We start from the raw sequence: 14,266 nt of genomic DNA, 5'->3' as shown, positions 1-14,266 counted from the left end.
GCAGTTACACAGGCTCCTTTCCATCAGTGCAATTTTGCTTTGTGGTTTGCCAAAGTCTTTCTTGCTTTGCTTTTTGCAGTCTTGGAAGAATTTTTGGAAGCCAGAGTTTCCCGGTCTTACCTATCTTAACACAACATAGATATTGAGGAGAACAACGATGAAAAAGATAGAAGGTTCACCGAAGAATCTAAAACAACTATTACAAAACACAAAATACTCTATCCACTATTATCAGAGAGAATATATGTGGCAGCGTAAGCATATCGAAGAACTCATCGATGACCTCACATCTGAATTCTTGGATAACTATAAACCGGGTGATTCCCGTCAGGCTGTAGCAGAGTATGGCGCATATTTTATGGGATCCATCGTTTTAGCAGGACGTGAAAACGCTATTATCGACGGGCAGCAGCGTTTTTCATCTTTGACGTTACTGTTGATGTACCTGAACAATCGTCTGAAGAAAATCGGTCAGAGCTATAACATGATTGAGACTATGATTTTCTCGGAGTCTTTTGGTACGAAGTCCTTTAATATCAATGTGGATGACCGTCAGGAATGCATGGAGGCCATCTTTAATAACAAGGACTTTGACATAACAAATTGCGGGGAATCCATTCGTAATCTGTATGGCCGCTACACGGATATCGTTGATGTGTTTCCGGCGGACATTACGGATGATATACTTCTGCATTTCTGTGACTGGCTTGCAGAGAAGGTTTTCTTCATTGAGATCGTGGCCACCACAGAGCAGGATGCTCATAAAGTTTTCGTTACAATGAATGACCGTGGTTTGAGCCTGACATCTACAGAAATGCTGAAAGGTTATATTCTGTCTGAAATCAAAGACGATGCCGTCCGTGAAAAGATGAATGGCGTGTGGAAAGACATGGTCCTCATGCTAAAAAAGGATGACGATAAAGGCGACGAGACCTTTATCAAGGCATGGCTCCGTGCGCACTATGCCGAAACTATCCGTGAAACCAAGGCTGGTGCGGTCAATAAGGATTTTGATATCATTGGTGGCTCATTCCACAAATGGGTCCGTGATGAGCGAGATAAGCTGGGACTGGTTTCCTCTACGGATTTTGAACTGTTCATAAAAAAGCTCGCTAAATTTGCTGAGGTTTATCAGCGCATTCGTCAGGCCGAGACTGTTTTTGCGGAAGAAACGAAATATGTATACTACAATGCTCAGGTGAATTTCACTTTACAGCCTCAATTGCTTCTTGCGCCTATATGCTATGAAGATATGTGGCCTGTAATTATTGAAAAGATCAACTTGACAGCAAGATTTATCGATATTCTCATAGTATCCAGAGTGACCAGTTATCGTTCTGTGGACTATAGCACCATTAAGAATTTCGTGTTCAACGTGACAAAGGACATTCGTATGTGCGATGTTGCAACGCTAAAGCGGAAGTTGCAGCAGCAATACGACAATCTTGGATTTGAACCGGAAATAGCACTGCCAGATTTAAGACTGAACAGTTTTACCAAGAAGTACATCAAAAACATTCTGGCTCGTGTTACCGGATTTATCGAAGAAAGCACTGGCGTTGCATCCAACTACTGCGACTACATGAATACTCAGACTAAGGATCCGTTTGAAATCGAGCATATTATCACCGATCATTATGAGTGGTTTACTTATGAGTATACAGATCAGGAGGACTTCAGACGTTGGAGAAATAGCGTGGGTGCATTGTTGTTGCTGCGCAAGAGCATCAATGCTAGTTTGAATGACGCTCGCTACGGTTATAAACTGAGCAAATATTGTTCCAACGAGGGCAACATCTATACTGAGTCCTTGGGCCAGCTCGCATACCAAAACAACCCGAAGTTCAAGAAATTTATTACTGATAACAGCTTGGATTTCAGGGCCTATGACCAGTTTGGTAAGGCTGAAATTACCGAAAGAGTGACATTGCTGGTGCAGCTTGTCAACTTGGTATGGAATGGGGATATGTTTAAGTAGGAGGTTATGTGTGACAACATTAGAGAAACGTTTTTAACAGGACATGATTGATATCTATGTGACCGCCAAGAAACAATGTGGGTATAACGCCAGTCGCTTTCTTCAAATAGTGGGCGCTAAGGGCGGATTGGCTGCGGCAAAACAGCTCATAAGTAAACCTGGCGGCACGGACGGATTCACCACTCTTATGGAGCACGGGCGATTAGATTTATCCGTAGAGGCCCATGTTCTAAAGCATGAATATGCAGAATTGTTTACTGATGAAGAACGCAGAATGTGCCGGGAGAGACTTGAGCAATTCGGATATATGGTAAAGTAACAGCTTTGATAGGGGCGCTCTGGTGATTGTAGGCTGAAAGGCCATCTTTCACATTTTTCCATGCCTGCGCTTCTTGGAACCAGCTTCTTTCTTGCTTTGCTCCTTTTTCATCTCCTCCTGCCGGATACTATCAAAAATCGCACACAGTTCTCTGTCAAAAGCCTCTGGGTCAAAGGTTTCGGGATGCTCCGATGCCTGCGATACCAGGGGCTTTACTTCTGCCCGCCAGCGGGTGATGGTGGCTTTGCGGCAGGCATCGGACATGTACAAAAAGCGGCTGAGTCTGCCGTTCAGCTTGTTGCCGATCTTGGTATAGAGTGCCACCGCGGGGTCCACCGTGCGACTTTTTGCCACTTCCTCGGCGGCCACTTCCTTGCAGGTGCGTTGCCCGCCGTTGGGCGATTTGCGGTCACAGTATTTTGCAGCTGAACTGAACGGTACAAACAGCATTCCACATTGCTTGCATCTGCGGGCGGTCTTATGCTGACCGCACATTTGCAGAAAATCCACTATGACAACCTCGGCCAGATTGTCTGCTACATAGTAACTCCGGCTGGCGATATCCGGATGTTTCCGGGCTTTTGGAGATTCCTCCGGCAAAGACAACCGACTGAGCATTTTCATGTGGAGCCGCTCATACAGTTTTTCTCCGGCCTTTATGCCGGAATACCGCAACAGCATGGCGTCGCCCAAAAACTGGGTGGCATCCTTTTCAGGATGGCTGTCGGCGGCCACCAGAGTGAACTCCACCAGATCTGCAAGACCGGGCTGGAAATCAGACAGTCCTTTCAGCTGTTCCCACAACCGGTTGAGAATCGTATAGGCGGCAGCGGAATACTCCCGATCATCGGAATCCCCATAGCGTACCAACACCGCATCGGGTTCCGGCCAGGAATCCAGAAACCGCTCGATACACTCGGAGGCGCTTTCCAGAGCAAAGGCTCTGTTCAGCTCCCGCAGTGCCACGTTTACGAATTTGTTTTCTCTCATGATGTCCTGGTCTCCCTGAGAGAGGGCCATAAAGTTCAGCTTCCGCACCGCCTGATAGTAAAAGTCAGAAGCGGCCTGGGTGCAGTAATCTTTCAGCAGACTCTGCATGGCTGGGTAATCCTGCAAGGCATCCTGCACCTTATTGTAGAGTGCTGCCACCTGACAGTAGAGTGTCTTTTCCGGGTGGGCCAGCCCCTCAGCCACGGTGCGCAGATTCCTTTCGGGAGGTGCTGGCGAAGAAGCCGGCGCCACATAATGCCGCCAGTCAGAGGTGGTAAACAAATCCGGATTGATGGGCATTTCGGCATCAAGGTTTGCGTCCAGCAGTGTTTTCGCTTCCTGTGCCAGCTCCGCCCAGGGGAGATCCAGCGCAGCAAATACCAGCATCCCCAGCGGGTAGCTTTCTTCCATCCAGATGTTTTTCTGATGTTCCCGGAGATAGTCTATGTATTCCTGTGGACTCATGCTGAGCAATCGTTCCAGCAGTTCATACCGATGGATTACACCGGTACGCTGTCTGCGCACGAATGTGGGCCGGGATGACTGCTCTGCCTGCTCAGAGAGTGGCTCTTCCGCCTCCAAAGTTTCCTCCGGTGTTGGTTCCGGGACTTGCTTATCAGCAAAGAACATCCTGCCCCACCGCTTCAGCCGGTCCAGCAAGGTTTCCTCGTCAGGCTCAAAATCCGGCTCCTTTTCAAACTCGGCATCCAGCGGCCCGGGTTCAGGGGCTTTATCCAGAGACACCCTGGCCTTCTCGATATTCTCCAGCAGCATATGGTTAGCTTCCAATTCCTGCTGGCGGCGCAGTTCTCGGGCGGCGGGATTATCCTGAAGTTGGGGTGTGAACAAGGATTGGGGAATTAAAAAGGGCTGCAGCAGCTTATCGCCCTCAAAACGGAAGATAAAACCTGTAGACATGATGGATTTTCCTCAAATGCACAACGTCAAAAATTCAACGTTTTATCGTTATATATTTGTGTAATGGTTCTAAAACTAACGTGTAATTTCATCTTTACATGAAAACATCGTAACATGTATAGCTTTTAACGTCAAGGCGTGATATTCTGTTGCCACGGAACCTTGAAAACTGAATACCCGGCCGCTGAAGGAGATACGATCTTGCCATGACCTGCAAAGCGAGCGAGACGACGTTGGGGAGACACCCGGATAGGAACGGATTCGGCGGACTGGCCTTTTATTTGAACTTCATGAAGGAGGTACTTTTGTGAATGAACAAGAGATCCTCTGTTTTGCGGATATCCAGGCAGAGGAAGTGAAATGGCTTTGGTATCCTTACATCCCATACGGGAAGATCACCATATTACAGGGTGACCCAGGCTGTGGCAAGACCATGGCGGTGTTGTCACTGGCAGCGCTGCTCTCCAAAGGAGAAAGCCTTCCCTTTGAGGAAGCCGTCCGGGAGCCCATCAACATCCTGTACCAGACTTCGGAGGACGGAATTGCCGACACCATCAAGCCGAGGCTGGAAAGCGCAGGAGCCAACTGCACCCGCATCAAGATCATCAATGAAGAAAAGCGGGCGCTGACCTTCGATGATCCGCGGCTGGAGCAAAGCATCCTGCAGGAGAATGCCCAGCTGCTGATCCTCGACCCGCTTTCAGCCTACATCGGCCCTACGGTGAGTATGAATCAGGCCAACGAGGTGCGGGGTGCTTTCCGCAGTCTGTACGCTATGGCCCAGCGCACCAAATGCGCCGTACTCATCGTGGCGCACATGAATAAGATGAGCGGCATCAGCGCCCTGTATCGCACCAGCGGGTCCATCGACATTGCCGGAGCCGTGCGGTCCATTCTGACCGTGACACGATACCAGCGTTCGCCCACACAGCGGGTGCTGGTGCCGGTGAAAAGCAATCTGGCCGCTGCCGGTCCTGCGCTGCTGTTTGAGCTGAGCGACCATGTGGAGTGGCTGCGGCAGCTGGACGAGGACGCCGAATCCCTTTTGAACGGCTGCGACAGTCTGCCGGAAGCTCCCACCAAGCAACAGCAGGTGGAGGAAGAACTGCCCCGGCTGCTGGAAAAGGGGCCTGTATCCAATCAGGAGATCATCCAGCATTTCAAGAACAAAGGCATCCAGGACCGGACGGTGAATCTGGTCAAAGGCAGGCTGAACATCCGCAGTGTCCGCAAGGGCGACAAGTGGTACTGGCAGCTGAACGCATGAATCGAGACAACCATGCAAAAGGATGCGCCGCTGCTGCCCCTTGCGTTGTTGCATACTTACCAAACCTACGAACCAAAAGGAGAACCCATGAAAAACAAGACCAAACAGCGGACCAAAGAAGTGAAGGTCCGCCTGACCGAGGGAGAGCTGGCACGGCTCAACGACAACGTGGCCCTCACCGGGCTGTCCCGGGAGCAGTATCTTCGTCTGCTCATCATCCACAAGACACCCACGGCACTGCCGCCCGCCGATTACCGGCTGTTGCTGCGGCAGATGCAGTGGATGGAAACCCAGCTGAAAGAGCTGGCAGGCAGCCAGTCCACCGACGAGAACCGGGAGCAGCTGGACTACACCCTCCAGCTATTGAACAGCACGGTGTTGCTCATGCAGGGTGCCATGCTGCCCCGGACATTTTCGCCCTTTACACCCAACACACCCGATGGAAAGGAGGTAAATCCCTATGGAGGGTTTGCAGATTGATTCCCGCTACATTGCCCACAAGCTGATTCAGCGGCTGTATGAGCAGGGCAAGATCAACAAGGCCACCTACGACAATGTGCTGGCCACTTATCCGCCGGTCCCGGCAGTGCCGCTTGCCGCCCCGGCCAAAAAGAGAAAGAAGCGGCGTTGAAGAATACCCGTTTGTACATTTCTCAAACAAAAACCAATACGCTACAATGAGCGTACACCAAAGGAGGTTGATCCTATGAGCTTTTTACAGGAATACCGGAACCGTCCCCGCCGCGTGGTGTTTTACGGGCGGGTTTCCACCGAACACGAGGCCCAGGTGTCGGCGCTGGACAATCAGATGGACTGGTATCAGGAGCTGGCAGCCAAGAACCCCAACTGGGAGGTGGTGGGCCAGTATGTGGACGAGGGTATCACCGGCACGCAGGCCACCAGGCGTCCGTCCTTCATGCAGATGATCCGGGATGCGGAGCGCGGCAAGTTTGATCTGGTGGTCACCCGCGAGGTCTGCCGCTTCGCCCGCAACACGATGGACACGCTGTTCTACACCCGGAAGCTGAGCAAGCTGGGGGTGGAGGTCTACTTTGCCGCGGACAGCATCTGGACGATGGACAACGAAGGAGAGCTGCGGCTCACCATCATGGCCACCATGGCCCAGGAGGAAAGCCGCAAGACCAGCGAGCGGGTGCGGGCCGGCATCCAGATGAGCCGGGAAAAAGGGGTGCTATTCGGCAACGGCAACATCCTGGGCTACGATCTGGACAAGGCCCACAACACCTACGTCATCAACGAGGAACAGGCCGAGACGGTGCGGATGATCTTTGAACAGTACGCCACCGGCGACGGGCTGGGCAAGGTAGCCAAGGCCCTGATCGCAAAAGGCCGCAAGGATGGCGGCGGGCACATGAAATGGGATTCCAGCAAGATCACCCGCATCCTGCGCAACCCCACCTACATGGGCTACTGCGTCTACAACCGTACCCGAACCACCGACCTGCTGGACCACACCCGGGAGAAGAACAACGACGAGGAAACCTACATCCTGAAAAAGGGAAATTTTACCCCCATCATCGACGAGGAACTATGGCATCGGTGCAACGACATCCGCCGAAGCCGTCAGCGGAATCTGCTGGACGAGAACGGCAAGCCCCGCAAGTACGGCGGCACCGTTGCCAAGAACGTATGGGTCACCAAGCTGGTGTGCCACTGCGGTTCCAAGCTGCGGCGGTATCTGTGGAACACCAAGGCGGACGGCACCCAGGTCTATGGCTTTGAGTGTTACCGCCACAAAAAGCAATCCGCCCTGTATCTGAAGAAACACGGCCTGCCCGAGGGCATCTGTGAACTGAAAGCCTTCCCGGAATGGAAGCTGGAACTGATGGCCTTGAAAATCTTCGAGACCGTGTGGGGCAACCGACGGGAAGCCGTGTTGGAAGCCTGCCGGATGCTCAGCGCCTGCTACCGGGAGGAAAGCGCCGACCCGGCCAAGCTGAAAGCTCTGGACAAGCGGATGGACGCCCTGAACCAACGGCTGGACAACCTGATTATGATGAAGGCATCCAACCAGATCACCCTGAGCCAGTTTGTGGAGCAGAGCAACGAGATTGGTGTCCAGCAGCAGCGGGTCAACAAGGAAAAGGCGGAACTGCTGTCCCAGCAGGGGGACCACAAGGCGCTGGACATGGATGCCATCGAGGCCAGCCTCTGCGAAGCGGTGGATTTCACCGACGGTATGGTGAGCGAGTGGTTCATCCAGAACTTTGTCCGCCGCATCACACCCATCGACGATACGCGGTTCGCCTGGGTGCTGGATCTGGCGCCCGAACCCCAGACGCTGGTCTGTGAGGTCAACGGGCGGAAAGAATATCCGCGCATTACATTGGAAAGCAATTTATACCGGGGGGCCTGGCCGCCCCCCGGGGCTTCCCGTCAACCCTTTCTGATCAACAGGGATGGTCGGCTGAATGGGGACATTTCGGCGGCGGGATTGGCACAGGACAGGCAGCCATCAAGAATCCTCGCAAGTAAAACCGTTGGACTCTTGGAGGATGCGCAAGCATTTCAAGAAGCACAGTATGGCGTAATACCGACTTTAGGTATCTGCCTGTAGTATGCAATCCCCCTGCTGCTGATTTCAGCTGCAGGGGGATTTTTTGTTAAGCTACAGTTGTTAGGGGGAACCAAACGTGCCCGAAAAACAAATCGCTCCGGCAATGCCTTGTATTTTCCCACGGCAGCCGCTATACTGGAAAGAAAAATAGGCCGGAGCGATTTGCGCGTCGGCCTTTACTGGAGCGTAAGAATATGCAGTATCGTTGTGACAAAAACAGGAATGATCTGTCCGTTCTGGGCTATGGCTGTATGCGGTTCCCGAGAAATCATGGAAAAATCGATCAGGATGCCGTCACGGAGCAGATCGGCGAGGCCATCCGTCTGGGTGTCAACTATTTTGACACCGCCTACGTGTATGGGGGCAGTGAGGCTGCTCTGGGGGAAGCGCTGCGTCGTCTGAACTGCCGCGACAAGGTGTATATTGCGGACAAGCTGCCGCAATATCTGATCAAATCCAAAGCGGGGATCGAGCGCTGCTTTCAGGAGCAGCTGTCCCGCTTGAAAACCGACCGCATCGACTTTTACTTGATGCATATGCTCACCGACCTGGCCGCCTGGAACAAGCTGTGCGACCTGGGTATACGGGAGTGGATTGCAGATAAGAAAGCCAGCGGCGCCATCGGAAGGATCGGTTTCTCCTTCCACGGGGACACCGCCACCTTCCTGGAAGTGCTGAACGCCTACGACTGGGACTTCTGCCAGATCCAGTACAATTATCTGGATGAGCATACCCAGGCGGGCCGCAGGGGCTTGGAAGCGGCGGAAGCCAAAGGGATTCCGGTCATCATCATGGAACCGCTGCGGGGAGGACGGCTGATAACCGGCCTGTCCGCCGAGGCCCAAAAACGGGTGAAGGAGAGCGGCCGGTCTGCGGCGGGCTGGGGCCTGCGCTGGCTGTGGGATCAGCCGGGCGTGACGGTGGTGTTGTCCGGCATGAACAGCCTGGAGATGATCCGGGATAACGCCGCCCAGGCGGATGCGGCCCGGCCGGGCTGCATGACCGAAGAGGAACACGCCTTCGTGGAGGGGCTGCGGGCGGACCTGCAGGCGTCCATGCGGGTGGGCTGCACCGGCTGCGGATACTGTCAGCCCTGCCCGGCGGGGGTAGATATCCCGGGCGTTTTTGCCAGCTATAACCGCGCCGCCACCGAAGGCAGCCACGCCAGGCTGCAGTATCTGCTCACCACCGGCCTGCGCCGCAAGGGGACAGGAGCCAGCCAGTGCGTGGGCTGCGGCAGATGTGAACAGCACTGCCCCCAGCATCTGCCGATTCGCCGTCTGCTCAAAGAGGCTGCTCAGGAACTGGAAGGGCCGCTGTACAAGGCCGCACGGGTAGGCGTGAAAGTGTTCAGGTTGTGGTAACCAGGCATTCAGGATTTCCGCAAGGACGAAACCGCCAGACTGGCCAGCCCCAACCCCAAAAGAGGCAATGCCTGCGCGGAAGACAGTGCGTCGAGGGCGGAGAGTGCCGCGACAGCCACTCCCATCGCCAGGGCAATAGCCTTTAGAATTGTATCCAGCAGTTCGCCGACTTTACTGTCGGCGGGCTGCTTTTCATTTTTGCCCTGCAGCAGTTCTTCGATGGAAAGCCCCAGAACTTCTGCCAGCTGGGGAAGGGAGTTCACGTCGGGGCAGGAAAGATCCCGCTCCCATTTGGAGACTGCCTTGTCTGTCACGCCCATCTTTTCGGCCAGTTCCAGCTGGGTCATGCCATTTTTCCTGCGGGCTTCAGCGATCAATGGGCCAAGAGACTTTTTCATGACTGTATGCTCCTTTGCCTTGGATTTGCTGTTTTCATTGTACACACCGAAGATGAAATAATCAACCGACCGTTGGTTCCTTTCTCTCGACCGCTGGTTGAGTCCCGGTAGAATCGCACAGGTGCGAACATTTTTGGGGAGTGACGGAAAGAAAAAACGGCAGGTTTTGCCCTTGGATTGCCGGTCGGCAGGGAAGAGGATGTTTCTTGACATTGATTATTATAACCGTTATAATAATCAAAACGGAAACAGACGGAGCATGGCACATGAAAGATTCTGCGGACATCAAAAAACAAAACAAAGCCCGGATCGGTCGGCTGCTGGCGGCGGGGGAGGAACTTTCCAAGCAGCAGATCGCGAGAAAAACAGGGCTCAGTGTTGCCAGCTGCAATACCTATCTCAACGAGATGGAGCAAATGGGGGAGGTGCTGGGCACCAAGAAGAAGCTCCATGAGGTGGGGCGGAATACGGTGGTCTACCGCCTGAATGAAGACCATGAGTGTTTTGTCGGCCTGTATTTTGAGCTGATCGGCGGTGTCAAGTCGCTCACCACCGTGGTATTCTCCCCAACGGGGAGGATAAAGGACCTGACGAAGCAGTCTTACCCGCTGCTGGACGAAAAGGTCATCTATACCCGTCTGGCCCGGATGCTGGAGCAGTTTCCCAATGCCAGTCAGCTTGTGGTGGGAACGCCCAGCGTGGCGGAGGGCGGTGTGATCCGGCACAGCGACATCCCGGAACTGGAGGGCGTACCGCTGGTGTCGGAACTGGAAAAGCGCTGCGGGAGGCCTGTATTTCTGGCCAACGATATGTATTACAAGGTGTACGGCTACTACCGGAAAGAAAGCACGGAAGGCAAGATCGTCACACTGGTGAACTATCCCGCCGGGGTCCTGCCCGGAACGGCGACCGTCTACAACGGATCCATCCTGACGGGACGCAATCTGTTTGCCGGTATGGTCGGTTTCCTGGATTACGGGATCAGCATAGACGAGCAGATTCAGAAAATGCAGCGGCCCATGGCCATGCCGCTGATCACCCGGGCATCCATCGCGCTGATCTCCATTCTGAACCCCCACAATCTGTTGTTTACCGGTGACCTGATCCGGGCGGAGGACATGGATACGATTCGCGCAGCCTGTGAAAAATGCATCCCGACGGAATACATGCCGGATTTTGCCTATCTTCCCGACGCAACGCCCTACTATCTGGCCGGGATGTATGAGGTCGCGATGGACCGAAAGGAGGACTTTCTGTGACGGAAAAAGAAAAAATGCAGCAGGGCCTGTTGTATGATGCCAACTACGACGAAGAACTGCTGGCGGTGCGGGCAAAATGCAAAGATTTGTGTTTTGCCCTGAATCAGATCCCGCCCTCTCAGGGGGAGCGCCAGCAGGAAATCCTGAAGCAGCTTCTGGGCAAAATGGGAAGCCATGTCTGCATCACGGCACCGTTCTGGTGTGACTATGGGTACAACATCACGGTGGGTGATCACTTTTACACGAACCACAACTGTGTGATTCTGGACGGCGCCAAAGTCACCTTCGGGGATTACGTCTTCATCGCGCCGGACTGCGTATTCTCCACGGCGGGTCACCCGCTGGATACCGAACAGCGCAACCAGGGGCTGGAATACGCCTACCCCATCACGGTGGGGGATAACGTCTGGTTCGGCGCCTCGGTGACGGTGCTGCCCGGTGTGACCATCGGCAGCAATACCGTCATCGGTGCGGGCAGTCTGGTGAACCGGGATATCCCCGACGGGGTGGTGGCGGTGGGCAATCCCTGCCGGGTGCTGCGCAAGATTACCGAGGAAGACAAAAAGAAATACTGGAGGAACAAAAATGGCCTTTGATGTGACGAAACTGCAATGGACAAGGGAACCGGCTGCCTGCACGATCACGCCGGAGCGCATCGAGATTGTCACCAGACCCCACACCGATCTGTGGCAGCGCACCTACTACCATTTCCGCAACGACAACGCCCCTGTTTTACAGATGCGCACGGAGGAAAAGTTCTTCTCCTTCGTAGTCAAAACGGAATTCACCGAGAGCCACCACCGCTTTGACCAGTGCGGCGTGGTGCTGTATCTGGACAGCGAGAACTGGCTCAAGGGTTCCATCGAGTATGAGAACGAGCGCTTCCAGCACCTGGGCAGCGTGGTGACCAACCACGGCTATTCCGACTGGGCCACCACCGAGATTCCTGCCACGGTGAAATCCATGTGGTACCGGCTGAGCCGCCGGGAGGATGACTTCTGTATCGAATGCTCCGAGGATGGCGTTACCTTCCATCAGATGCGCATTGCGCACCTTCATGAGGCGACCAGGGAAATCCGTTTCGGCATCTACGCCTGTAGCCCCGAGGATTCCTCCTTCCGGGCGGTCTTCACCAATATGGAGCTGACCGAATGCAAATGGCTGGCCCACGACGGCCAGGCCCCCGACGGCGACCTCTGAAAAAAACAAAACAAACCGCCGCAGACAGCAGAGAAAAGGCTGTCTGCGGCGGTTTTGCTATACAAAATTACAGGGCAGGGGCATCTTCTGCGGCATCAGGGTTCAAAAGCCAGGCGATGCCGTCGGCGGTGCGCTCCACGGCGTGGCCGTAGTGGTTGCCGGGGTGATACCGGAAGATTGAAGGAATGCCCAGGGCACGGCAGTGCCGGTAGAGGGCCTCGGTGTTTTCCCCCACCGTTTTCAGCAGGGGATTGCGGGTCTTGCTCTCCCGGCGGCCCAGGGAAAAATACACGCAATCCGGCCGTCGGCAAAAAGGGTGGGAGAGGGCGTAGTCCCGGAATCCGGGAAACCAGAGGGAGCCGGACATGGTGGCAGCGCGGGCAAAGCAGTCGGTGTGGTAGAGAGCGTAGAGGGCGAACAGCCCGGCCAGGGAATAGCCGGCCAGCCCGCGCCAGCAGGGGGCGCCGTTCAGTTCCCTCTCGGCGGCGGGCAGAATGGTCCCCGTGAGCAGCTCCAGATAGGCATCGGCCCCGCCGGTGCAGGCATCTCCGCCCCGGAAGGCGGACGGCGCATCCCAGGGGGCCATATCGCGGTTCCAGTCCAGCTGGCTGATGGCCACCAGGGAACAGGGGACCGGGCCGAGGCTTTGCAGCCGGGCCAGAACCCGGGCCCCTTCCTCGTCAAAGGTGTTCAGGTAGACTACCGGGGCATGGGCCGTCTCACAGGGGAAGACGGTAACGGTTTTGCCACCGAGCGTGTATGTGTGTGCCATCAGGCATGCCTCCCTTCCGGCCCGGCACGCAGCGGGACCGGCTGCATCAGGATTCCTCATGGGGGATGGTGATCTTCTCCACGGTGATCTTGCCGTCCTCCACATCGGCCATCATCAGGGTGATCTCCTGGTGGAAGCGGCGCGGTCCGCAGGAGCCGGGATTGAGCCATAGCACACCGTCTTTTTCCTCCTGCAGATATTTGTGGGAGTGCCCGAACACCACCACGTCCACATCGGCCAGGTCGGCGGGCAGTTCCTTTTTGTTGTGTACCATGAAAAACCGCAGCCCTCCCAGCGTCACGGTGAGGTGGTGGGGCAGACCTTCGGCCCATTCCTTGTCGTTGTTGCCGCGGACCACATAAAGGGGCGCATACTGCCGCAGCTCGTCCACGATAGACTGCCGGTTGATGTCACCGCCGTGCAGGATCACGTCGGCGGTTTTCAGAAATTCCAGCACCCGGGGGCGCAGCAGGCCGTGGGTGTCCGAGAGAATGGCGATTTTCATTCCCCATTGCCTCCCTGCAGCGTCCATCCGAAGTCGTTGTGGTAGATCATCTGGCGGGTCATGCCGCCGTCGATGCAGATGTTCTCCCCGGTGATGAAGCCCGCCTTATCGGAACAGAGATAGAGCACCATGTTGGCGATGTCCATGGGGTTGCCCACACGCCCGGCGGGCTGCTGGCAGGCGTCGGGGCCCTCATAGACGGTATAGTCGGTGTCGATCCAGCCCGGAGAGATGGAATTCACCCGGGCTTTGCCGGCCAGGCTCACGGCCAGTGCGTGGGTCAGGGCGGAGATGCCGCCCTTGGCCGCGGTGTAGCTCTCGGTCTGGGGCTGGCTCATTCGGTCCCGGGAGGAGGAGATGTTCACGATGGAGGCGCCGGGGGCCAGATGGGGCGCAAACAGCTTGGCCAGATAAAAGGGCGCCGTGACCCCCACCCGAAGGGCGTAGTTGAACTCCTCGTAGCTGCACTGGTCGATGCCCTTCTTCAGCGGCATGGCGTTGTTGATGAGGTAATCTACATGACCATAGTCCGCCAGCACCTTGCGGGCGAATGCCTCCAGCACGCTCTGGTCCGCCAGGTCGCCCACAAAATAATCGTTGGGCAGCAGGTCAATGACGCAGACATGGGCGCCTGCCTTTCGGAACGAATCGGCGATGGCTTTGCCGATGCCTCTGGCGCCGCCCGTTACCACCGCCACTTTGCCGGTAAACATACAAA

At 55.2% G+C, this 14,266-nt stretch carries 15 protein-coding genes; 10 read left to right on the top strand and 5 right to left on the bottom strand.

Annotated elements, in window-relative coordinates; genetic code table 11:
* Positions 1–157: 157 nt before the first annotated feature.
* Entirely contained in the window at positions 158–1,978 is a 1,821-nt protein-coding gene (locus tag ABGT73_RS07515) for a DUF262 domain-containing protein (RefSeq protein WP_346669177.1), read from the top strand.
* Between the two features lie 43 nt (positions 1,979–2,021).
* Entirely contained in the window at positions 2,022–2,297 is a 276-nt protein-coding gene (locus ABGT73_RS07510) for a hypothetical protein (RefSeq protein ID WP_346669176.1), read from the top strand.
* 48 nt (positions 2,298–2,345) lie between these two features.
* Here ABGT73_RS07510 and ABGT73_RS07505 read toward each other — a convergent pair whose 3' ends face one another.
* Positions 2,346–4,205, bottom strand: a complete 1,860-nt coding sequence (locus ABGT73_RS07505) for a DUF6076 domain-containing protein (protein ID WP_346669175.1) — start codon at positions 4,203–4,205, stop codon at positions 2,346–2,348.
* Positions 4,206–4,512: 307 nt separating this feature from the next.
* On the opposite strand from ABGT73_RS07505, the gene ABGT73_RS07500 reads away from it, so the two are divergent.
* The 5 genes from ABGT73_RS07500 to ABGT73_RS07480 all read left to right on the top strand — a co-directional run bounded on the left by ABGT73_RS07500 (position 4,513) and on the right by ABGT73_RS07480 (position 9,414).
* Complete coding sequence (locus ABGT73_RS07500) at positions 4,513–5,472, top strand: AAA family ATPase (protein WP_204648432.1); 960 nt, start codon at positions 4,513–4,515, stop codon at positions 5,470–5,472.
* An 87-nt stretch (positions 5,473–5,559) separates the two neighbouring features.
* On the top strand, positions 5,560–5,952 hold the full coding sequence (locus ABGT73_RS07495) for a plasmid mobilization protein (RefSeq protein ID WP_204648433.1): 393 nt from the start codon (positions 5,560–5,562) through the stop codon (positions 5,950–5,952).
* Entirely contained in the window at positions 5,933–6,103 is a 171-nt protein-coding gene (locus tag ABGT73_RS07490; protein ID WP_204648434.1) for a hypothetical protein, read from the top strand. The genes ABGT73_RS07495 and ABGT73_RS07490 overlap by 20 nt, the downstream gene beginning before the upstream one ends.
* A 75-nt stretch (positions 6,104–6,178) precedes the next feature.
* A complete protein-coding gene (locus tag ABGT73_RS07485) occupies positions 6,179–8,050 on the top strand; it encodes a recombinase family protein (RefSeq protein ID WP_346669174.1) in 1,872 nt (623 codons plus the stop codon).
* Between the two features lie 194 nt (positions 8,051–8,244).
* A complete protein-coding gene (locus tag ABGT73_RS07480; protein WP_346669173.1) occupies positions 8,245–9,414 on the top strand; it encodes an aldo/keto reductase in 1,170 nt (389 codons plus the stop codon).
* 8 nt (positions 9,415–9,422) lie between these two features.
* Here the strand turns inward: ABGT73_RS07480 and ABGT73_RS07475 are convergent, their stop codons facing one another.
* A complete protein-coding gene (locus ABGT73_RS07475; RefSeq protein ID WP_346669172.1) occupies positions 9,423–9,812 on the bottom strand; it encodes a helix-turn-helix transcriptional regulator in 390 nt (129 codons plus the stop codon).
* Positions 9,813–10,078: 266 nt separating this feature from the next.
* Between ABGT73_RS07475 and ABGT73_RS07470 the strand changes: the two genes are divergently transcribed.
* The 3 genes from ABGT73_RS07470 to ABGT73_RS07460 are packed head-to-tail and all read left to right on the top strand — an operon-like array spanning position 10,079 to position 12,271.
* Positions 10,079–11,071 (top strand): ROK family protein, encoded by a 993-nt coding sequence (locus tag ABGT73_RS07470; protein ID WP_346669171.1) that lies wholly within the window; start codon positions 10,079–10,081, stop codon positions 11,069–11,071.
* Entirely contained in the window at positions 11,068–11,667 is a 600-nt protein-coding gene (locus ABGT73_RS07465) for a sugar O-acetyltransferase (protein ID WP_346669170.1), read from the top strand. Before ABGT73_RS07470 ends, ABGT73_RS07465 begins: the two co-directional genes overlap by 4 nt.
* Positions 11,657–12,271, top strand: a complete 615-nt coding sequence (locus ABGT73_RS07460) for a DUF1349 domain-containing protein (RefSeq protein ID WP_346669169.1) — start codon at positions 11,657–11,659, stop codon at positions 12,269–12,271. Before ABGT73_RS07465 ends, ABGT73_RS07460 begins: the two co-directional genes overlap by 11 nt.
* Positions 12,272–12,338: 67 nt before the next feature.
* Here the strand turns inward: ABGT73_RS07460 and ABGT73_RS07455 are convergent, their stop codons facing one another.
* From ABGT73_RS07455 to ABGT73_RS07445, 3 genes are read right to left on the bottom strand one after another with little or no spacing between them, the layout of a single operon-like run.
* Positions 12,339–13,043 (bottom strand): alpha/beta hydrolase-fold protein, encoded by a 705-nt coding sequence (locus tag ABGT73_RS07455; protein WP_346669168.1) that lies wholly within the window; start codon positions 13,041–13,043, stop codon positions 12,339–12,341.
* A 46-nt stretch (positions 13,044–13,089) separates the two neighbouring features.
* Entirely contained in the window at positions 13,090–13,548 is a 459-nt protein-coding gene (locus ABGT73_RS07450) for a metallophosphoesterase family protein (RefSeq protein ID WP_346669167.1), read from the bottom strand.
* Positions 13,545–14,261, bottom strand: coding sequence for an SDR family oxidoreductase (locus ABGT73_RS07445; protein WP_346669166.1), 717 nt, complete (start codon positions 14,259–14,261; stop codon positions 13,545–13,547). Before ABGT73_RS07445 ends, ABGT73_RS07450 begins: the two co-directional genes overlap by 4 nt.
* Between the last annotated feature and the right edge of the window lie 5 nt (positions 14,262–14,266).

The organism is uncultured Subdoligranulum sp., from assembly GCF_963931595.1.
Lineage (GTDB): Bacteria > Bacillota > Clostridia > Oscillospirales > Ruminococcaceae > Gemmiger.
The sequence above is the reverse complement of the archived record's forward strand: the minus strand, read 5'-3'. Positions and strand labels throughout refer to the sequence as shown.